The following is an 18,455-nucleotide window of genomic DNA, read 5'->3' as shown; positions in this document are numbered from 1 at the left end:
CACCATGCAACGCCGTTCCCTGCTGCAGGCGGGGGCGGGGCTCGGCCTGTTCGCGCCGCACGCCCCCGCCATCGCCCAGCCCGCCCGCGCCGCCACGCTGCGCTTCGTGCCACAGGCCAATCTGACCGCGCTCGATCCCATCTGGACGAGTGCCATCGTCACCCAGATGCATGGCTATCACGTCTACGACACACTCTATGCGCTGGACACCCAGCTGCGCCCGAAGCCGCAGATGGCGGAAGGGCATGAGACCTCCGCCGATGGCCGGACCTGGCGCATCAAGCTGCGGGAGGGGCTGCGCTTCCATGATGGCGAACCCGTGCGCGCCCAGGATTGCGCCGCCAGCCTGGCGCGCTGGGCCCGTCGCGATCCCTTCGGCCAGATCCTGGCGCTGTCCGTCGATGAATGGCGCGCCGCCGATGACCGCACCCTGGAAGTCCGCCTGAAGCGCCCCTTCCCGCTGCTGCTGGAGGCCTTGGCGAAACCCGACGCCAACGTCCCCTTCATCATCCCCGCGCGGCTCGCGGCCACCGATGCCAACACCCAGGTCAGCGACCCCGTCGGCAGCGGCCCCTACCGCTTCGTCCGCGATGAATTCGTCAGCGGCAGCCGCGTCGTCTATGCGAAGAACGAGGCGTATCGCCCGCGCGCGGACGCCAATGATGGCGCATCCGGCGCCAAGATCGCCCACTACCCCCGCATCGAATGGCACATCCTGCCGGACCCCGCGACGGCCGCCGCGGCCCTGCAGGCCGGGGAGGTCGATTGGCTGGAACAGCCGCTGTCGGACCTGGTGCCGACGCTGGCGCGCAACCGTAACATCCAGGTCGGCGTGCTGAACGATGCCGGGCTGATGTCCGTCATGCGCCTCAACCATTTGCAGGCCCCCTTCAATAACTTGAAGGTGCGGCAGGCCGTGGCACTGGCGGTGGACCAGCAGGAATACATGCGTTCCACGCTGGGCGACGACCAATCCGTCTGGCGCGAATGCCGCAGCCTGTTTCCCTGCGGCACGCCCTACGGCGTGGAGGATCTGTCACCGCTCAACGCCGCGCCCCGCAGCCTGGACCGCGCCCGCGCGGCGCTGCAGGCCAGCGGCTACAACGGGGAGAAGGTGGTGGTCATCAACCCCACCGACTTCCCGCTGATCGGCCCGCACGGCCAGATCACGGCGGACCGCCTGAAGCGCATCGGCATGAATGTCGAACTGGCGGAAACGGATTGGGGCACCGTCGTGCAGCGCCGCGTCCGCACCGAACCGACGGAGCGCGGCGGCTGGAGCATCTTCCACACCTACGGGTCGTCGCTGGCCTACCTCAACCCCGCCGTGTCGTCCCTGGTGAAGGGGCCGGGCGCCACCGGCTGGTTCGGCTGGTACGACAGCCCCCGCGCGCAGGAGCTGATCCAATCCTGGTTCGACGCACCCGACGCCGCGCGCCAGCAGGCCTTGGCGAATGAGATCAACACCCTCGCGCAGAACGATGTCGCGACGGTGCCGCTCGGCCAGTTCACCGTGCGCAACGCCTGGCGGCGGAGCATCACGGGCCTGGTGAAGGGGAGCATGCCGTACCCCTGGGGCGTGCGGCCGGCGTAAAGCGGCGCTCCCAAGCTCCCTCCCCCGCGATTGCGGGGCGTCGGCGGCGCTGCCGCCGACGCCGAAGGCTGGTCGGGGTGGGGGTCCCGCGCCCCTACCCGCCCAGCTTCGCCTTCAGCACCTCATTCACCAGGGCAGGATTCCCCTTGCCCTGGAGGGCCTTCATCGTCTGACCCACGAAGAAGCCGAACAGCGTCACCTTCCCCGCCTTGTACTGCTCCAGCTGTCCCGGATTGGCGGCCAGCACCTTGTCCACCGCCGCATCGATGGCGCCGGTATCCGTCACCTGCTTCAGGCCGCGCTCCTCAACGATCGCGGCGGGCGTCTTGCCCTCCTCGAACATGATCTCCAGCACGTCCTTGGCGATCTTGCCGTTGATCGTCTTGTCCGCGATCAGGTCGATCAGCGCGCCGAGGTCCTTGGCCGGCACCGGGCTCTCCTCGATGCCGACGCCGCGCTTGTTGAGATGCGCGAAGAAATCACCGGTCAGCCAGTTCGCCACGATCTTGGCGTCCCGCCCCGTGGCGACGCTTTCGAAGAAGACGGCCGTCTCCTTCTCCAAGGTCAGCACATGGGCGTCATAGGCCGACAGGCCCATGGCGACGTAGCGCGCGCGCCTGGCATCCGGCAGTTCCGGCAGCGCCGCCTTCAGCGCCTCCACCCAATCGGATTCCAGTACCAACGGGGGAAGGTCGGGCTCGGGGAAGTAGCGATAGTCATGCGCATCCTCCTTGGACCGCATGGACCTGGTCGTGCCGCGGGCGGTGTCGAACAGGCGCGTCTCCTGCGACACCTCCCCGCCATCCTCCCACACCTCGATCTGCCGCCGCGCCTCGGCCTCCACCGCCTGCATGACGAAGCGGATGGAGTTGACGTTCTTCACCTCGCAGCGCGTGCGATAGCCCTCGCCCGCCTTGCGGACGGAAACGTTGACGTCGGCGCGCATGGACCCCTCGTCCATGTTGCCGTCGCAGGTGCCGAGGTATCGCAGGATTTGTCTCAGTTTCGACAGATAGGCGCCCGCTTCTTCCGGGCTCCGCATGTCGGGCTCGCTGACGATCTCCATCAGCGCCACGCCGGACCGGTTCAGGTCGATGAAGCTCTTGGACGGGTGCTGGTCATGCAGCGACTTGCCGGCGTCCTGTTCCAGGTGCAGCCGCGTGATGCCGATGGTCTTCACCGCGCCATCGGCCAGCGTGATCTCCACCGCGCCTTCGCCCACGATGGGATGCGCGAACTGGCTGATCTGGTAGCCCTGCGGCAGGTCGGCGTAGAAGTAGTTCTTCCGGTCGAAGCGGGACCAGAGGTTCACCTTGGCATTCAGCCCGAGCCCCGTCCGCACTGCCTGCGTCACGCATTCCGCGTTGATCGCCGGCAGCATGCCGGGGAAGCCCGCATCGATGAAGCTCACCTGGCTGTTCGGCGCCGCGCCGAATGCCGTGGCGGCACCGCTGAACAGCTTGGACTGGCTGATGACCTGGGCATGGACCTCCAGGCCCACGACGATTTCCCAGGGGCCGGTGCGGCCCTCGATGGTGTAGCTCATGCCCCAGCCCTCAGCCCCGGCAGTGCCGTGAAATTCGCCGCCTGTTCGATCGCGCGGCCCACTGCGAAAACGCTTTCCTCGTCGAAGGCGCGCCCGATCACCTGCAACCCCAGCGGCAGCCCCTGGCCGTCCAGCCCCGCCGGCACGGCCAGGCCCGGCAGGCCTGCCAGGTTGGCCGTCACCGTGAAGACGTCATTCAGGTACATCGTCACGGGGTCGTCGTACTTCTCGTCCATCCCGAAGGCGGCCGAGGGCGTGGCGGGCGAGACAATGGCGTCCACCGTCCTGAACGCCTCCTCGAAGTCCCGGCGGATCAGCGCGCGGATCTTCTGGGCCTTCAAATAGTAGGCGTCGTAGTAGCCGGCGCTCAGCACATAGGTGCCGATCATGATCCGGCGCTTCACCTCCTGCCCGAAGCCCGCCGCGCGGGTCCGTTCATAGAGGTCGCGCAGGTCCGACCCCGGCTCCGTCACCCGGCTGCCGAAGCGCACGCCGTCATAGCGCGCCAGGTTGGACGAAGCCTCCGCCGGCGCCACGATGTAGTAGGTCGGCAGCGCGTACTTCGCATGCGGCAGGCTGATCTCCACCGTCTCCGCGCCCTGCTCCCGCAGCCAGGCAAGGCCCTGGTCCCATAGCGCCGCGATCTCCGGCGCCAACCCGTCCAGCCGGTATTCCTTCGGCACGCCGATCCGCAGGCCCTTCACGCCCCGGCGGCAGGCCGCCGCGAAGTCCGGCACCGCCATGTCCGCGCTGGTGGAATCCTTCGGGTCGTAGCCCGACATGGATTTCAGCAGCAGCGCGCAATCCTCCACAGTCCGCGCCACCGGCCCCGCCTGGTCGAGCGACGACGCGAAGGCCACGACCCCGAAGCGGGAGCACCTTCCATAGGTCGGCTTGATGCCCGCAATGCCGCAGAAGGCCGCGGGCTGGCGGATGGACCCGCCGGTATCCGTCGCCGTCGCCCCCAGCGCCATCCGCGCCGCGACCGCGGCCGCGGACCCGCCCGACGACCCGCCCGGCACCAGCCTGGTCGCCGGATCATTCGCCCGCGACCACGGATTCTCCACCGGCCCTGCCGCGCTGGTCGTGTTGGACGACCCCATGGCGAATTCGTCGAGATTCGCCTTGCCGAGGAACACCGCCCCGTCATCCAGCAGCTTCTGCGACACCGTGCTCTCATAGGGCGGCACGAAGCCCTTCAGGATCTTGCTGCCCGCGGTCGTCTCCGTCCCCGCCGTGCAGAACAGATCCTTGATGGCCAGCGGGATGCCTTCCAGCGCCCGGGCATCGCCGCGCTTGCGCCGGGCATCGCTTTCCGCCGCCTGGGCCAGCGCCTTCTCACCGGTCACGGTGATGTAGGCGTTGATCCGCGGGTTCAGCTTCGCGATCCCGTCGAGATGCGCCTGCGTGAGTTCCACGCTGCTGATGGCGCCTTCCTCCAGCGCGGCCAGCGCGCCGGCGAGGGTGAAATCGGTCGGATGCATCACTCAACCACCTTCGGGACGCCGAACCAGGCGCCCATGCGGTCCGGCGCATTGGCCAGGACCTGTTCCGCGCGATCGCCATCGGTCACGGCATCCGGCCGCAGCCGCGCCTGCGCCTGGCCCACCGGGCTGCCGCCCGACATCGGCTCCACGCCTTCCGTGTTCACGGCTTGCAATTGCTCGATCCAGCCGAGGATGCCGTTGATCTCGGCCTGCACGCGGGGAAGCTCGTCATCTTCCACCCGGATGCGGGCCAGGGCGGCGATGCGCCGGACGGTTGCGGAATCGAGGGACATGGAGGGCCGAAAATCCTTGATATCGCTTGGTTTGCCCAAAGCGAGGCGCCGGACCATAACGGCCGCCATGCCCATCTTCAACATGGCCGACCTTCGTGCCGCGCTTCCCCGCCATTCCCGGCTGATCGGAATCGACCCCGGGGCGAAGACGATCGGGCTCGCGCTGTCCGATGTCCTGCTGATGCTGGCCTCCCCCTACGGGTCGCTGCCCCGCGGCAAGCTGGGGAAAACCGCGGCCGACATCGCCGCCATCGCGGCGAAGGAGGGTGCCGGCGGCCTGGTGGTGGGCCTGCCGCTGTCCATGGATGGCAGCTTCGGCCCCGCCGCCCAGGCGGCCAAGGATTTCGGCCGGGACCTGGCCCATGCCGCCGGGCTGCCGGTCGCCTTCTGGGACGAACGCCTGTCCTCGGCGGCGGTGAACCGCGCGATGATCGAGGCCGATGTGACGCGCGCGAAGCGCGCCAAGGCCGTGGATGCCGCCGCCGCCGCCTGGATGCTCCAGTCGGCCTTGGACGCGAGCGTGCCCCCCGGCTAGTTTCGCCCCAACCAGCGGCGAGTCCCCATGTTCCCCTACCCCCACCGCCACCTGCTCGCGATCGAGGGCCTCGAGCCCCCCTACATCGCCGACCTCCTCGACCTCGCGGAGAACTACGCCCTGCTGAATCGTCAGGGCAAGACGCAGCGCGACCTCCTCAAGGGCCGGACACTCATCAATCTGTTCTTTGAGGACAGCACCCGCACCCGCACCAGCTTCGAACTCGCGGGCAAGCGGCTGGGCGCGGACATCGTCAACATGTCCGTCTCCACCAGCAGCGTGAACAAGGGGGAGACGCTGCTCGACACCGCCTCCACCCTGAACGCCATGAAGACGGACCTCCTGGTCATCCGCCACGGCCAGTCCGGCGCCCCGGCGCTGCTGGCCCAGAAGCTGGACGCCGCCGTCATCAATGCCGGCGACGGCACCCATGAACACCCGACCCAGGCCCTGCTGGATGCCCTGACCATCCGCCGCCGGAAAGGCACGCTGGAGGGGCTGACGGTCGCCATCTGCGGCGATGTCCTCCACTCCCGCGTCGCGCGCTCCAACATCCATTTGCTGCTCGCCATGAACTGCCGCGTCCGCATCGTCGGCCCGCCCACCCTGATCCCGGCGGAGGCCGCGGCGCTCGGTGTCGAGGTCCATCATTCCATGAAGACCGGCCTGGCCGATGCCGACGTCGTCATGATGCTGCGCCTGCAGAAGGAACGGATGACCGGCGGCCTGGTCCCCAGCGCCCGCGAATTCTTCCGCTTCTACGGCCTGGACGCCGAGAAGCTGGCCCATGCCAAGCCGGACGCCATCGTCATGCATCCCGGCCCCATGAATCGCGGCGTCGAGATCGACAGCGCCATCGCCGACGACCCCGTCCGCAGCGTGATCGGTGAACAGGTCGAAATGGGCGTCGCCGTCCGCATGGCGGTGCTGGACGTGCTGGCACGGGGCCTTCGCCGGAACGCGTGAGCGACGGCAAGCCGCCACCATCCGACGCCTTCCGCCTCTCCGGCCCCGTCACGGTCACGGAGGCGCCGGGACCCTACTGCCGATCGAGCGGATGATGAAGGTCGGCCTCGCCATCATCCTTGGCCTGTTCGCGAGCTTCATGATCGGCACCAGCGTCTGGCGCCTGCGCAACCCGCCATGACGGAACGGCCCGACCCGCCCGCCTTGCGATGGCTCGACCGCGCCAGCCAGGCGGCCCAGGCCCGAAATCGCTTCGTCCCGGCCACGCGGCGGGAGGCGCTCGTCTGGATCGTGGTCGCGGTCGGCTTCGCGGTGATCGCCTTCGATATCCCGCGACTGACGCGCGAACGCTGGATCGCGCTGACCTGGACGAAGGTCGAAGCCACCGTCACCAGCGTGGCCCCGGGCGGGGACCGGGAGCCGAAGCGCGGCTTCCCCTTCCTCGTCTCGCTCGAGGCCACGCTACCGGACGGACGCCGGATCGCCACGCCGGCGCCGGTCCTGCTGTTCAGCCCGACCCTCGACCCCGACGCGCCCTACCGGTTCGGCGCTCGCCGCTTTCGCGCGCCGCAGCCGGGGCAGACGCTGCCCGCCTATGTCGATGCGCGCGGCGCGGACGAATGGCTGCTCGCGGAGCGGACGCTGCCGGTCATCGACCTGCTGTGGCTCGCGTTCCTGCTGCCCACGATCGGCGCTGGCCTCTGGCGCCTGTGCAACCCGCCCGCCCGGCCATGACCCCGCCCGCCCTGACGATGCGCGAACTGACGCGACGCTTCCTGTGGGGCGGCGTCGCCTTCCTGGTGCTCGCCCTCATTGCCACTGGCGTCGTGCTGCGCCAGGCCTCCACCCACCCTGGCGAGCCGTCCGAGGTGCTGGTGGAATGGACCGGCCGCCAGTTCGGCAAGCCGCGCCGGGTCGAGATAGCCTTCATCGTCACCGATACCGCCGGCAACGCCGCCACAATCGAAGCCGGCCAACGCTACCGGGGCGAGGTCGGCCTCGGGATGTGGGGCAAGGTCCCGAGCCCGGGCGACCGGCTCCAGGTCCATCTACCGCCTGACCGCATCCCCCATCTGGTGCCGCTCGACGGCCGAACCGAGGCGCGAGCGAGTCTCGGCGTCCTGCCGTTCTTCTGGTTGCTGGCCCTCCTCTGGCTCTTCGTCGCCGGCACGCTCCACTGGGGTCTCGCCAAACCGAGGCATAAATAGAATACATTATTCTTGTTGTTCACGCCGCTGTGATCGATACTGCCGACCTCTCCACGGAGGCCCCGCATGACCACCATCGCCTGGGATGGCCGCATCCTGGCCGGCGACCGCCGCGGCAATGCCGGCGGCATGGCCTATGAACTCGGCAAGCTCCGACGCACCGCCGATGGCCGCCTGCTGGGCTTCTCCGGCGATATCGGCGTGGGGATGCTGATGCTGGATTGGGTTGATCGCGGAGGTTCGCGCCCGCCCCAGCAGGACACAGACCGCTGGGCCACGGTGCTGGAGATCACGCCCGACGGCACCTGCTGGTGCCATGGCCGCGACAGCCGCTGGCGGATCGAGCAGCCCTTCTTCGCCATCGGCTCCGGCCGGGACTTCGCCCTCGCCGCGATGGCGCTGGGGCGCACGGCGGCGGAGGCCGTCGACCTCGCCGCCCGCTTCGACACCGGCACGGGCAATGGCGTGGATGCGCTGCCGCTGGCCGAGGCCCCCACGCTGAAGGTCGCCGCCTAGATGCCGTTGCCAAGGACGTCGTCCCTGTCGATGCGACTGAGGGGAGGTTTTCCCTTCAGGGCGGAGTGGGGGCGAGCGGTGTCATAATCGTGCAGCCAGGGGCGCATGGCGCGGGTTCGCTCATCCGAGCTTCGAAAGGGCGTGGCATAGGCCCATGCGCGGATGCTGGTCTGTATGAAGCGTTCGGCTTTGCCGTTCGTCCTGGGCGTCTAGGGTCGGCTTCCACCACCACGCCGCCCTTTGCAGCGCCGCCTTCGGGTTCCTCATCGCCGAACGGGCGGTCGACGCATGCGTCGCCCCCCCCACAGCAGAACCCGGTACGCCATCGCTCCACGCAGCTGGCATTCCCGAAGATCACCGACCACGAGGCGACGCCGATCCGGCCTGAACGCCACGTCCAGAACTCCATCGCCACCCCGCGCATGCGCATCGCCCGCGCCATGCCACGAAGCCCCTGCTGCCAACGCCTGATCCAGCGTCGACCCTCTGTGACACAGGTGAACTAGAACAGCGTATCCGGCATGTAGATCCGGACGGTGGAGGTGGAGGTGTTTCCGTAGACGTCGACGGCCTCGAAACCAACTTCCGCGATGTCGTCGACGTCAGTCTGGTACGCGTAGCCAGGCTGCAGGGTGGCGTCCGCGTTGATGGAATAGGTGCCATCCCCGTTGTCGACCAGGTCGAAGAAGCCTGCATTGGCACCGGTCAGGCGCGCCGATGCGACGGCAGTATCGTCCTGCGCGCGGATCGTGACGAAGTTGGTTCCAGCGGCGACTGCGTTCGCCGCAGCCTGCACGGGCGTGCCGCCAGCGATGAAGAAGGCGAAGACACCATCGGTATTCGAGTTGGAACCGATATTCGTCTGGTTCTGGGAGTCGAGCCAGGCGGAGATATTGTTGAAGTCGATCTGCTGGTAGCCGACCCCCGGCAAATTGTAGCCGGCCAGCGCTGGCTTACCGCCGTTGTTGGCAGAACCGTATTCGATGAGGCCGTACTGGATCCTGAAGTACCAGACGTCATTGGCAGGATCGACATTGACCATGACGAGCTGCAGATCATTGGTCAGCCTGCCATCGCCATTGGTGTCGGTCCCGAAGATGCCGCGACCCGCCGCGCCGGCAGCCGCTCCATTGGGAAAGGGTTCAATAGAGGACCAGGTGATGACCACCGTATCGGTCGCGTCATCGACGGAATAGTAGATGTCGCCGCCTACCCTGGGATAAAGATCCGTGAGCATCACCGAGATGATCGGCGCGAAGGTGACTGCGGCAAGGGACAGGCCGCTGCTGAAGCTGCTGCTTCCAACACCGAAACTCACAAAGCCATTCGAGGAGACGTAGAAATCGTTCGCACCTGAGAAGTTGGTCCCGCCAAACTGGAAGCCCCCGAAGGCGGCGCTGATATCAACGCGGGCGAAGGCATCGTCGCTGTCGGTGATCGAAGCTATCAGGGTATGCGAACTCGGATCGATGTAGCCGGTGCTCGCACCCGAGACGACGCTCGAAAGCTGTGTCGCGGAGACGATGCTGAAGGTCGGCGCATTCAGCTCGTGAAACTCGCTGAGCGTGATCTGCCGGACCTGCGACCAGTTGCCGGCCGCGTCACCGGCCTGGACGTGGTAGCTGTTCTGGTTGCTGCCGATCAAGAAGTTGTTCACACCGGAAGCCGCGCCAGCCGCCGTTATCGTGATCCCGCCAGCGGCGGAAATCGCGAAATACCCGTCCGCCGAGGTCGCGCCGTGGGTGGTCGAGCCGTCGCTGCTGACGAAGCGATACTGCGTCACGCCGACATTGTCGGTCGCCCCCGAGACGGTGGCAACTTGGCGCGCGGCACTCTGGCCCGGGTCAGACAGGTAGGTGTAGGTATAGCTCCCTTGGGCGGAGAACACGGGCCCCGCGCCGTCCTGGACGGTGAGGGTGAAGGCAGGCCCGCCGGCGCCGAATTGCACCCGGACGAGTTCGCCAGACACCACACCCTCAAGCCGGGCGTAGGATTGCGCCTGTCCGCGGCCCGTTCCGTCACTGTCGATCCACAGCACAGAGCCACCTGCACTGTCGGTGCGGACCGAGACGTAGTCGGCGTGATTCCGCATTGCCGCCAGCGCCCAGGCCGGCGTGATCGAGAATTGCAGTACATCCTGCTCGGCGCCAGGCGCCGTGCTGTAGTTGTAGTCGGTGATGGTATCGAAGCCATTCGCCAGCCGCGAGACTTCGAGCGAGAATATGTCGTTGCCGGCACCGCCGATCAGCCGGTCATTGCCCGCGCCGCCCATGAGGGTATCGTTGCCAACGCCGCCATCCAGGATGTCCGCGCCGCTCGTGCCCCACATCGTGTTGTCCCGTTGTCCGCGTACGAACGGTGTCAGCATGAACATGGACTGCAACCCCAGAAGCGCGCTGTGCGCATGGACAAGGAAGCCTGGAGGCAAAATCGGACGGCGACGTCAGCCGAACGCACGAAACCGCCAGGCGCAGGCGGTCAGACGCCGTACAGGAGTAGCGTATCAAAGCGCGTCAGCGCTTCCTTGCAGGTTCCCTACAGGACGGCCTGCGCCTAACACGGCAGCCCGCGCCGGCGTCGCGGGATGCCATGCCTGCCGACGTGCTGGATGGAGGAGGCAGCACAGAAAGCCACCAGCCAGGCACGCCGCAAAGGGCCCCTGGCGCTGTTCACGCCTGTCATCGATCAGCAGGCGAACGAGGCCGGCCCCATCCACCGGGAAGGGTGCGTCGCAGCACCACGTGACCCTGCGCAGGGGCATCGCCGCCCCGTCCCGCCGCGGGCCGCTACAGGACGATCATCTCCACCGTCAGGGAGTATCCAACCCCGCGCACGGCGCGAATGGCGTGCGGGCCGGCGCCTGCGCCCACAAGCTTGCGCCGAAGCCTCGCCATGCGGACTTCCAGAGCCTCCTTGGTGGCATCTTCCTGCCCCAGGAGTTGCAGGAGTTGCCAACTCTCCAGGCGGTGCCCGCGGGAGCGGACCAACGCGGTCAGCAGCAGCGTCTCAGCCGCTGAAAGCCGCTGCTCTCCACCCGGCCCGACCAGCCGCCGCGAGACGGCTTCGAGGGTGAAGCATGCTTCGTCCCCGGCCGACACGCTGTCCGCATTCGCGCTGACAACGCGGCGTCCGAGTGAGCGGACGACGGCGCAGAGTTCCTGCACCGAAACCGGCTTGCCGAGTGAGAAGTCGGCCCCCGCCTCGTAGCTGGCGAGCCGATCGCCAAGCGCATTCCCGGCTGTCAGGATGACAATGCCGAGTCCGGGATGAGCCTCTCTCAGCCGACGGCTGAGACTGAACCCATCCTCGCCCGGCAGCTTGGCGTCGATGATGACCACATCGACAGCCCGACCTCCGTGCTCATCATCGAGCGCTTCCGCGCAATCAACGCCGAACGCCTGGAAGCCATGGCTGTCCAGGGCAGCGACGATCGACTTCCTGAGAGCGTCGTGATCCTCGACGACGGCGATTCTGCTGTGGAACAAGGCAGACATACAATTTTACTACAGATGCGATGCATCGCACCTATCATGGCGACCAGGCCCTCAATAGGCGCGCGCTGCCCGTCTCCACAAAACTGGGGATGACTCTTCTCCATGCGGCAACATGCGACGCCTGCTGTGTTCATTGCCGTGTGGCGTGCGCATTCATGTGGTCCACGCCGTCCTGGTGGCGGCGGCGGACACCGGGCACATGCCTGCATGGGCCCCGGGGTGGGACCCTGGCGCATCGGCCTGGCGCCGCTGGTCCGGCAGATTGCGCAGCACCCTCCAGCCGGAGCACGACCGGGCGCCATGGAAGGATGGCCTTCACGCTGGCGCGCCGTGACGATCTCCGGGACCTGGGATCCGGCTTGGCAAGGTGAACAGCAGCTTCGGCACCGCCACTCCGCGTCGCTCCACGCCGACGGATGGCACCGCTCCGCCATCATCACAGCCGGCACCATCGCGTCGGCTCGATGCGTCCGATCCGCCGCTATCAAAACGCCGCCGTCGCCCACAGACGCCAGCACCTGGGAGCCTGTCCGAGACATTGCGAGCCGATCCTGCCTTGCTTTGATTCCCTGTGGGGTATGGGCAAGACCTTCCGCCCCTGGAACGTGGACCAGACATGGCTTTTGCCGGCGCCGATGCATGAATTCGTGCCGCCCGGCCATCTGGCGCATTGTGTGCGGGAGGCCTCGGACCTTTCGGCGATCGTCGGCGCCTGCAAGGGCGAGCAGGGCCAGCCGGCAAATTGCGCGGGCCTGCCAGGACCGGCGGGACGTGATGGCGGTTGCCGGTCTGAAGCGGCCGGATTTGCGCACCATCAGCGACTTCCGCCGCCAGAATGGTCAAGCTGGGGCATGGCGCGGTGGATGGGGGGGCTGGCCGACCGGCGAAACCGCCCGCCTCGAACGCCACGACGCCCGATGGCGGGACTCCACCGCCACGCTATAACCGCGCCATGGCCGACACCCTCATCACCCATGCCCGCCTGATCGACCCCGCCTCCGGCCTCGATGCCCCGGGCGGCCTGCTGGTGCGGGACGGCGCGATCCTCGACCACGGCGGCAACCTCGGCGTGCCGGATGGCGCCACGATCATCGATGCCGGCGGCGCCATCCTGGCGCCCGGCATCATCGACATGCGCGCCGCACTCGGCGAGCCCGGCTTCGAACACCGCGAGACCGTCGCCTCCGCGGCCCTCGCCGCCGCCGCCGGCGGCATCACCACCCTCTGCGCCCTGCCGGACACCGACCCGCCCATCGACGATGCTGCGCTGGTCCAGTTCCTGATCCGCCGTGGCGAACTCACGGGCAGCCTCACCATCCTCCCCTACGGCGCCGCCACCGCGGGCTGCGAGGGCAAGGACATCGCCGAATACGGCCTGCTGAAGGAATCCGGCGCCATCGCCTTCACCGATGGCCGCCGCGCCATCGGCAATGCGCGCCTCATGCGGCTCGCCCTCTCCTACGCCCGCGCCTTCGGCAGCTTCATCATCCAGCACCCCGAGGACCCGTCCCTCGCCGCCAATGGCGCCGCGACGGAGGGCGAGCGCGCCACCCGCATGGGCCTGCCCGGCATCCCGCCGGCGGCCGAATCCATGATGGTCGCCCGCGACATCGCCCTGGCCCGCCTGACGAAGGGCCATGTCCACTTCGCCCATGTCAGCACCGCCGCCGCGCTGGACCTGATCCGGAGCGCGAAGGCCGAGGGCCTGGCCGTTACCTGCGACACCGCCCCCCCCTATTTCGACCTGAACGAGACGGCGATCGGGGAATACCGCACCTACGCCAAGCTCTCGCCCCCGCTCCGGATCGAGGCCGATCGCCTCGCCGTCGTCGCCGCGCTCCGCGACGGCACCATCGATGCCATCGCCTCCGACCACCAGCCCCGCGATGCCGATGACAAGCGCCTGCCCTTCGCCCAGGCCGAGCCCGGTGGCGCCGGCCTTGCCACGCTCCTCGCCGTGACCCTGGCGCGCGTGCATGGCGGCGACCTGACCCTGCCCCAGGCCCTGGCCCTCCTCACCGCCCGCCCCGCCGCCCTCCTGAAGCTGGCCACCGGCACATTGGCGAAGGGCGCGCCCGCCGACCTCATGCTGTTCCAGCCCGAGCGCGGGTGGCGGGTGGAAGCCGGCAAGCTGCCCGGCAAGGCGCAGAACACCCCCTTCGATGGCCGCGCCCTGGAAGGACGCGTCATCGGCACCTGGAAGGCCGGGCGGAGGGTCTTCGGCTGATGTCGCTCCTCCTCGCCGCGCTCCTCGGCTACCTCCTCGGCTCCGTCCCCTATGGCCTGCTGCTGACCCGCGCCGCGGGGCTCGGCGATATCCGCGCCATCGGGTCGGGCAATATCGGCGCCACCAATGTGCTCCGCACCGGCAACAAGAAGCTGGCCGCCGCCACCCTGGCGCTGGACGTGCTGAAGGGCGTCGCCGCCCTGCTGATCGCCCGCGCGGCCTGGGGAGAGGACGCGGCCCTCGTCGCCGGCTTCGCCGCCATGGCGGGCCACGCCTTCCCCGTCTGGCTCGGCTTCAAGGGCGGCAAGGGCGTCGCCACCGGCGCCGGCGTGCTGCTGGCCGCCGCCTGGTGGCTCGGCCTCGTCGCCGTGCTCACCTGGGCCGCGGTGTTCTTCGCCACCCGCATTTCCTCCGCCGCCGCGCTGGCCACCTGCGCCATCGCCCCCATCATCGCCTTCGCCTTCGGCGACACCAGGCTCGCCCTCTTCGCCCTCGGCCTCGCCGCCCTCATCACCTGGCGGCACAAGGCCAACATCCAGCGCCTGCTGGCGGGGACGGAGCCGAAATCCAGCTTCGGATCGAAGAAGGCCTGATCCGCCGCGCTTGCGCGCACACCCCCTGCGCGATCACACTGGCCGCCTATCAACCTGGACGACAGGATGGCGGCCACCCACACCCCTGCCGAAGACCTCGCCTGCCTCCGCCTGGCCCGGACGGAGGGTATCGGTCCCGCCACCTTCCGCCGCCTGATCGCCCGCCACGGCACGGCGCGCGCCGCCCTTGCCGCCCTGCCGGCCCATGCCGCCCGCAGCGGACGCGCCCTCACGCCCTTCCCGGAAGCCCTGGCGGAGCGGGAGATGGCGGCGCTGACCATGCTGGGTGGCCGCTTCCTATTCCTTGGCACGCCGGCCTACCCGCCCTTGCTGGCCCTGCTGGAGGATGCGCCGCCCGCGCTGGCCGTCCTGGGCAACCCTGCCCTGCTATCGACCCGCCAGATCGGCCTGGTCGGCGCGCGCTCCGCCTCCGCCGCCGGGCGCCGCATGGCGGAACAGCTGGCTGGCGAACTGACGCAGGCCGGCCTCACCATCACCTCCGGCCTGGCGCGGGGCATCGACGCCGCGGCCCATGAAGGCGCGCTGGCCGCCAAGGGCGCCACCATCGCCGTCGTCGCCGGCGGCCTCGATGAGCCCTACCCGCCGGAGAACGCCCCCCTCCAGGCCCGAATCGTGGCCGAAGGCGGCGCGGTGGTGGCGGAGGCACCGCTGGGCACCGCCCCCCTCGCCCGCCATTTCCCCCGCCGCAACCGGATCGTCGCCGGCCTGGTGCTGGGCGTGGTGGTGGTGGAAGCCGCCCCCAAATCCGGCAGCCTCATCACCGCGCGCCTGGCGCTGGAGGCCGGGCGAGAGGTCTTCGCCGTCCCCGGCAACCCGCTGGACCCCCGCGCCAGGGGGGGCAACGACCTGATCCGCCAGGGCGCCCACCTCACCGAAACGGCGGAGGATGTGCTGCAATTCCTCCCGGAAAGCCCCAGGGACCTGCCGCTTTTCGCCCCTCGCGCGCGGGTGGAACAGCTTGCTGAACACCGTGCGGAGCCCCCGGCACCCCCCGGTGACCCCACTAAAGTGCTTGAATTGATTGGCACCCAGCCGGTAGCCGTTGACGATCTGGTCCGCCGCTGCCAGCTATCCGCCCCGTCCGTGCAGGCGATCCTGCTTGACCTGGAGTTGTCCGGGCTGGTGGAAACCCTGCCCGGAAACCGGGTCGCACGGTCCCTTTCCTAGGCCTTGCCGACAAGCGCGCGAAAGCAGATCGACAGAACATGCCCGACGTCCTCGTGGTCGAAAGCCCTGCCAAGGCGAAGACCATCAACAAGTATCTCGGCTCGGACTTCACGGTCCTCGCCTCCTTCGGCCATGTCCGCGACCTGCCGCCGAAGGACGGGTCCGTCCGGCCGGAGGAAGACTTCGCCATGGATTGGGAGGCCGATGAGCGCGGCGAGCGCCAGGTCGGCGCCATCGCCAAGGCGCTGAAGGGCGCGCGCCGCCTGTTCCTGGCCACCGACCCGGATCGCGAAGGGGAGGCCATTTCCTGGCATGTCCAGGACATGCTGGCCCGCCGCGGCGCCCTGAAGGGCATCGACGTCAAGCGCATCACCTTCAACGAGATCACCAAGCGCGCCGTCCAGCACGCGGTGGCGAACCCCCGCCAGCTCGACGTGCCGCTGATCGACGCCTACCTGGCCCGCCGGGCGCTCGACTACCTCGTCGGCTTCAACCTCTCGCCGGTCCTGTGGCGCAAGCTGCCCGGCAGCCGCTCCGCCGGCCGCGTGCAGTCGGTCGCGCTCCGCCTGATCTGCGAACGGGAAGCCGAGATCGAGGCCTTCCGCGCCCGCGAATACTGGACGGTGGAAGCCCAGTTCGCGACGCCCGTCGGCGCCAAGTTCACCGCCCGCCTGACCCACCATGAGGGCAAGCGGCTCGAACAGTTCGACCTGCCGAACGAGGCCCTGGCCATGGCGGCCAAGGCGGCGGTCGAGGCCGGCAAGTTCACCGTCGCCGCCATCGAGAAGAAGCGCACGAAGCGCAACCCGCCCGCCCCCTTCACCACCTCCACGCTCCAGATGGAGGCCAGCCGAAAGCTGGGCATGGGCGCCCAGGCCGCGATGCGCGTGGCCCAGCAGCTCTATGAAGGTGTCGATATCGGCGGCGAGACCGTCGGCCTCATCACCTATATGCGGACGGACGGCGTGCAGATGGCGCGGGAGGCGATCTTCGCCATCCGCGACCACGTCAAGGAAACCTTCGGCGACAGCTACGTCCCCGGCGCGCCGCGCGAATATTCCTCGAAGGCCAAGAACGCCCAGGAAGCGCATGAGGCCATCCGGCCCACGGACGTGACCCGCACGCCGGACCAGGTGGCCCGCTTCCTCGATGACCGCCAGCGCAAGCTCTATGAGCTGGTCTGGAAACGCGCCGTCGCCTCCCAGATGCAATCGGCCGAGATCGACCAGACCGCGGTGGACATCGCCGACCAGTCCGGCCGCACGCGGCTCCGCGCCAACGGCTCCGTCATCGCCTTCGACGGCTTCCTGCGCCTGTACCGGGAAGACGAGGATGACCGCGCCGCGGACGCCCGCGCCGGCATCGGCACCGCCGCGACGGAAGACGAGGACAGCAAGATCCTGCCCCCGATGCGGGAGAAGGATGGCCTGAAGAACGGCCCCGTCGCCGCCAACCAGCATTTCACCCAGCCCCCGCCGCGATTCAGCGAAGCGACGCTGGTGAAGCGGCTGGAGGAACTCGGCATCGGCCGCCCCTCCACCTACGCCTCCATCCTGCAGGTGCTGCAGGACCGGGAATATGTGCGCCTCGACAAGCGCCGCTTCATCCCGGAGGACCGCGGCCGGCTCGTGACGGCCTTCCTCGTCGCCTTCTTCGAACGCTACGTCGATACCGGCTTCACCGCGGGGCTCGAGGAGAAGCTGGACGACATCTCCGGCGGCCGTGCCGATTGGCGCGCCGTGATGCACGCCTTCTGGGAGGATTTCTCCAAGGCCATCTCCTCGACCAGCGAACTCACGATCAGCGACGTGATCGATGCGCTGGACGAGGATCTGGGCCCGCACTTCTTCCCCGCCCGCACGGACGGCACGGACCCGCGCGCCTGCCCGGCCTGTTCCGGCGGTCGTCTCGGCCTGCGCCTCGGCCGCACCGGCGCCTTCATCGGCTGCAACAACTACCCGGAGTGCCGCTACACCCGCCCCCTGGTCGCTCCGGGTGCGGAGGCCGATGGCGCCGCCAGCTTCAACGAGGGTGCGCGCGAACTGGGCGTCGATCCCGTCTCCGGCCAGCGCGTGCAGCTGAAGCGCGGGCCCTACGGCCTTTACGTCCAGCTCGGCGAGGAAACCGAGGACGCGAAGGGGAAAAAGGTAAAACCCCGCCGCGCCAGCCTGGCCAAGGGCATGGACCCGGAGGGGCTGACGCTCGACCGCGCGCTCGCGCTGCTGTCGCTGCCCCGCATCGTCGGCGTGCATCCGGAGACGACGGAGGAGATCACCGCCGCCATCGGCCGCTTCGGGCCGTATCTGAAGATGGGGCAGCTCTTCAAGTCGCTGGACGCGGATGATGATGTGCTGGTGGTCGGGCTCAACCGCGCCGTGGCGCTGCTGGCCGATGTGAAGCCGCGCGGCCGGGGGCTGGGCGACCATCCCAGCGGCGGCGTGGTGGAAGTGCGGCGCGGGCGCTTCGGCCCCTTCGCCATGCATAGCAGCCGCGTGGCGTCCCTGCCGAAATCCATGGATTTCGACACGGTCACGCTGGAAGACGCCGTGAAGCTGCTGGCGGAGAAGGGCAAGGATTTGCCGCCCAAGGGTGGCAAGGGCGCCAAGGGGAAGACGAAGGCCGCGCCGAAGAAGGCCGCCGCCGCCAAGGCACCGGCCGCCGACGGCGAAGCCCCCGTGAAGAAGGCGCCCGCCAAGAAGCCGGCAGCGCCCAAGGCCGCGGCCGCCAAGAAGCCAGCGGCAAAGAAGCCGGCGGCGAAGAAACCCGCGACCACGACGAAGAAGCCGGCCGCCCGGAAGGCCGGCTGAG

General features: G+C 68.8%; 15 protein-coding genes and 2 pseudogenes. 11 read left to right on the top strand and 6 right to left on the bottom strand.

Annotated features, from left to right (window positions below; translation table 11 throughout):
• Positions 1-4 precede the first annotated feature (4 nt).
• The gene (locus tag ACTIE5_RS00255; protein ID WP_439547681.1) at positions 5-1,594 is read left to right on the top strand and encodes an ABC transporter substrate-binding protein; all 1,590 of its coding nucleotides are present in this window, start codon (positions 5-7) and stop codon (positions 1,592-1,594) included.
• Positions 1,595-1,688: 94 nt separating this feature from the next.
• Here the strand turns inward: ACTIE5_RS00255 and gatB are convergent, their stop codons facing one another.
• From gatB to gatC, 3 genes are read right to left on the bottom strand one after another with little or no spacing between them, the layout of a single operon-like run.
• Positions 1,689-3,140 carry an Asp-tRNA(Asn)/Glu-tRNA(Gln) amidotransferase subunit GatB gene (gatB, locus tag ACTIE5_RS00250; RefSeq protein WP_439547680.1) on the bottom strand — a complete coding sequence of 484 codons (1,452 nt, stop codon included), beginning with the start codon at positions 3,138-3,140 and terminating at the stop codon, positions 1,689-1,691.
• Positions 3,137-4,624 (bottom strand): Asp-tRNA(Asn)/Glu-tRNA(Gln) amidotransferase subunit GatA, encoded by a 1,488-nt coding sequence (gene gatA / locus ACTIE5_RS00245; protein ID WP_439547679.1) that lies wholly within the window; start codon positions 4,622-4,624, stop codon positions 3,137-3,139. The genes gatB and gatA overlap by 4 nt, the downstream gene beginning before the upstream one ends.
• Complete coding sequence (gene gatC, locus ACTIE5_RS00240; protein WP_092957980.1) at positions 4,624-4,920, bottom strand: Asp-tRNA(Asn)/Glu-tRNA(Gln) amidotransferase subunit GatC; 297 nt, start codon at positions 4,918-4,920, stop codon at positions 4,624-4,626. The genes gatA and gatC overlap by 1 nt, the downstream gene beginning before the upstream one ends.
• Before the next feature lie 67 nt (positions 4,921-4,987).
• Between gatC and ruvX the strand changes: the two genes are divergently transcribed.
• The 5 genes from ruvX (at position 4,988) to ACTIE5_RS00215 (ending at position 8,145) form a co-directional block, all read left to right on the top strand.
• Positions 4,988-5,455, top strand: coding sequence for a Holliday junction resolvase RuvX (gene ruvX / locus ACTIE5_RS00235; protein WP_439547678.1), 468 nt, complete (start codon positions 4,988-4,990; stop codon positions 5,453-5,455).
• A gap of 27 nt (positions 5,456-5,482) precedes the next feature.
• Entirely contained in the window at positions 5,483-6,421 is a 939-nt protein-coding gene (locus ACTIE5_RS00230) for an aspartate carbamoyltransferase catalytic subunit (protein WP_439547677.1), read from the top strand.
• Positions 6,422-6,598: 177 nt separating this feature from the next.
• Positions 6,599-7,156, top strand: a complete 558-nt coding sequence (locus ACTIE5_RS00225; protein WP_439547676.1) for a hypothetical protein — start codon at positions 6,599-6,601, stop codon at positions 7,154-7,156.
• On the top strand, positions 7,153-7,629 hold the full coding sequence (locus ACTIE5_RS00220) for a hypothetical protein (protein WP_439547675.1): 477 nt from the start codon (positions 7,153-7,155) through the stop codon (positions 7,627-7,629). The genes ACTIE5_RS00225 and ACTIE5_RS00220 overlap by 4 nt, the downstream gene beginning before the upstream one ends.
• Before the next feature lie 66 nt (positions 7,630-7,695).
• A complete protein-coding gene (locus ACTIE5_RS00215) occupies positions 7,696-8,145 on the top strand; it encodes a hypothetical protein (protein WP_439547674.1) in 450 nt (149 codons plus the stop codon).
• Here ACTIE5_RS00215 and ACTIE5_RS00210 read toward each other — a convergent pair.
• The 3 genes and pseudogenes from ACTIE5_RS00210 to ACTIE5_RS00200 all read right to left on the bottom strand — a co-directional run.
• Positions 8,142-8,354 (bottom strand): annotated as a pseudogene (locus ACTIE5_RS00210) (integrase core domain-containing protein); the annotation flags it as partial. The gene ACTIE5_RS00215 and the pseudogene ACTIE5_RS00210 sit on opposite strands and share 4 nt — an antisense overlap.
• 293 nt (positions 8,355-8,647) lie before the next feature.
• Positions 8,648-10,519, bottom strand: coding sequence for a hypothetical protein (locus ACTIE5_RS00205; RefSeq protein ID WP_439547673.1), 1,872 nt, complete (start codon positions 10,517-10,519; stop codon positions 8,648-8,650).
• A gap of 412 nt (positions 10,520-10,931) precedes the next feature.
• Positions 10,932-11,639 carry a response regulator transcription factor gene (locus tag ACTIE5_RS00200; protein ID WP_439547672.1) on the bottom strand — a complete coding sequence of 236 codons (708 nt, stop codon included), beginning with the start codon at positions 11,637-11,639 and terminating at the stop codon, positions 10,932-10,934.
• 578 nt (positions 11,640-12,217) lie between these two features.
• On the opposite strand from ACTIE5_RS00200, the pseudogene ACTIE5_RS00195 reads away from it, so the two are divergent.
• The 5 genes and pseudogenes from ACTIE5_RS00195 to topA form a co-directional block, all read left to right on the top strand.
• Positions 12,218-12,476 (top strand): annotated as a pseudogene (locus tag ACTIE5_RS00195) (transposase); the annotation flags it as partial.
• A 115-nt stretch (positions 12,477-12,591) separates the two neighbouring features.
• Positions 12,592-13,866, top strand: coding sequence for a dihydroorotase (locus ACTIE5_RS00190; protein WP_439547671.1), 1,275 nt, complete (start codon positions 12,592-12,594; stop codon positions 13,864-13,866).
• Complete coding sequence (plsY, locus tag ACTIE5_RS00185) at positions 13,866-14,459, top strand: glycerol-3-phosphate 1-O-acyltransferase PlsY (RefSeq protein ID WP_439547670.1); 594 nt, start codon at positions 13,866-13,868, stop codon at positions 14,457-14,459. The genes ACTIE5_RS00190 and plsY overlap by 1 nt, the downstream gene beginning before the upstream one ends.
• Before the next feature lie 66 nt (positions 14,460-14,525).
• Positions 14,526-15,647, top strand: a complete 1,122-nt coding sequence (gene dprA / locus ACTIE5_RS00180; protein WP_439547669.1) for a DNA-processing protein DprA — start codon at positions 14,526-14,528, stop codon at positions 15,645-15,647.
• A 38-nt stretch (positions 15,648-15,685) separates the two neighbouring features.
• Positions 15,686-18,454 (top strand): type I DNA topoisomerase, encoded by a 2,769-nt coding sequence (topA, locus tag ACTIE5_RS00175; protein WP_439547668.1) that lies wholly within the window; start codon positions 15,686-15,688, stop codon positions 18,452-18,454.
• The last annotated feature ends 1 nt before the right edge of the window (position 18,455 follow it).

The sequence above is a fragment of the Falsiroseomonas sp. genome (assembly GCF_051859025.1).
Taxonomy (GTDB): Bacteria; Pseudomonadota; Alphaproteobacteria; order Acetobacterales; family Acetobacteraceae; genus Falsiroseomonas.
This window is presented reverse-complemented; position numbering and strand designations above follow the sequence as displayed.

Bases quoted from the DNA above. Each gene is read 5' to 3' on its own strand.
- dprA (WP_439547669.1), top strand. From the start codon at position 14,526: ATGGCGGCCACCCACACCCCTGCCGAAGACCTCGCCTGCCTCCGCCTG.
- ACTIE5_RS00220 (WP_439547675.1), top strand. From the start codon at position 7,153: ATGACCCCGCCCGCCCTGACGATGCGCGAACTGACGCGACGCTTCCTG.
- ACTIE5_RS00190 (WP_439547671.1), top strand. From the start codon at position 12,592: ATGGCCGACACCCTCATCACCCATGCCCGCCTGATCGACCCCGCCTCC.
- plsY (WP_439547670.1), top strand. From the start codon at position 13,866: ATGTCGCTCCTCCTCGCCGCGCTCCTCGGCTACCTCCTCGGCTCCGTC.
- ACTIE5_RS00225 (WP_439547676.1), top strand. From the start codon at position 6,599: ATGACGGAACGGCCCGACCCGCCCGCCTTGCGATGGCTCGACCGCGCC.
- ACTIE5_RS00205 (WP_439547673.1), bottom strand. From the start codon at position 10,519: ATGTTCATGCTGACACCGTTCGTACGCGGACAACGGGACAACACGATG.
- gatA (WP_439547679.1), bottom strand. From the start codon at position 4,624: ATGCATCCGACCGATTTCACCCTCGCCGGCGCGCTGGCCGCGCTGGAG.
- ACTIE5_RS00255 (WP_439547681.1), top strand. From the start codon at position 5: ATGCAACGCCGTTCCCTGCTGCAGGCGGGGGCGGGGCTCGGCCTGTTC.
- ACTIE5_RS00215 (WP_439547674.1), top strand. From the start codon at position 7,696: ATGACCACCATCGCCTGGGATGGCCGCATCCTGGCCGGCGACCGCCGC.
- topA (WP_439547668.1), top strand. From the start codon at position 15,686: ATGCCCGACGTCCTCGTGGTCGAAAGCCCTGCCAAGGCGAAGACCATC.
- gatC (WP_092957980.1), bottom strand. From the start codon at position 4,920: ATGTCCCTCGATTCCGCAACCGTCCGGCGCATCGCCGCCCTGGCCCGC.
- ACTIE5_RS00230 (WP_439547677.1), top strand. From the start codon at position 5,483: ATGTTCCCCTACCCCCACCGCCACCTGCTCGCGATCGAGGGCCTCGAG.
- ACTIE5_RS00200 (WP_439547672.1), bottom strand. From the start codon at position 11,639: ATGTCTGCCTTGTTCCACAGCAGAATCGCCGTCGTCGAGGATCACGAC.
- ruvX (WP_439547678.1), top strand. From the start codon at position 4,988: ATGCCCATCTTCAACATGGCCGACCTTCGTGCCGCGCTTCCCCGCCAT.
- gatB (WP_439547680.1), bottom strand. From the start codon at position 3,140: ATGAGCTACACCATCGAGGGCCGCACCGGCCCCTGGGAAATCGTCGTG.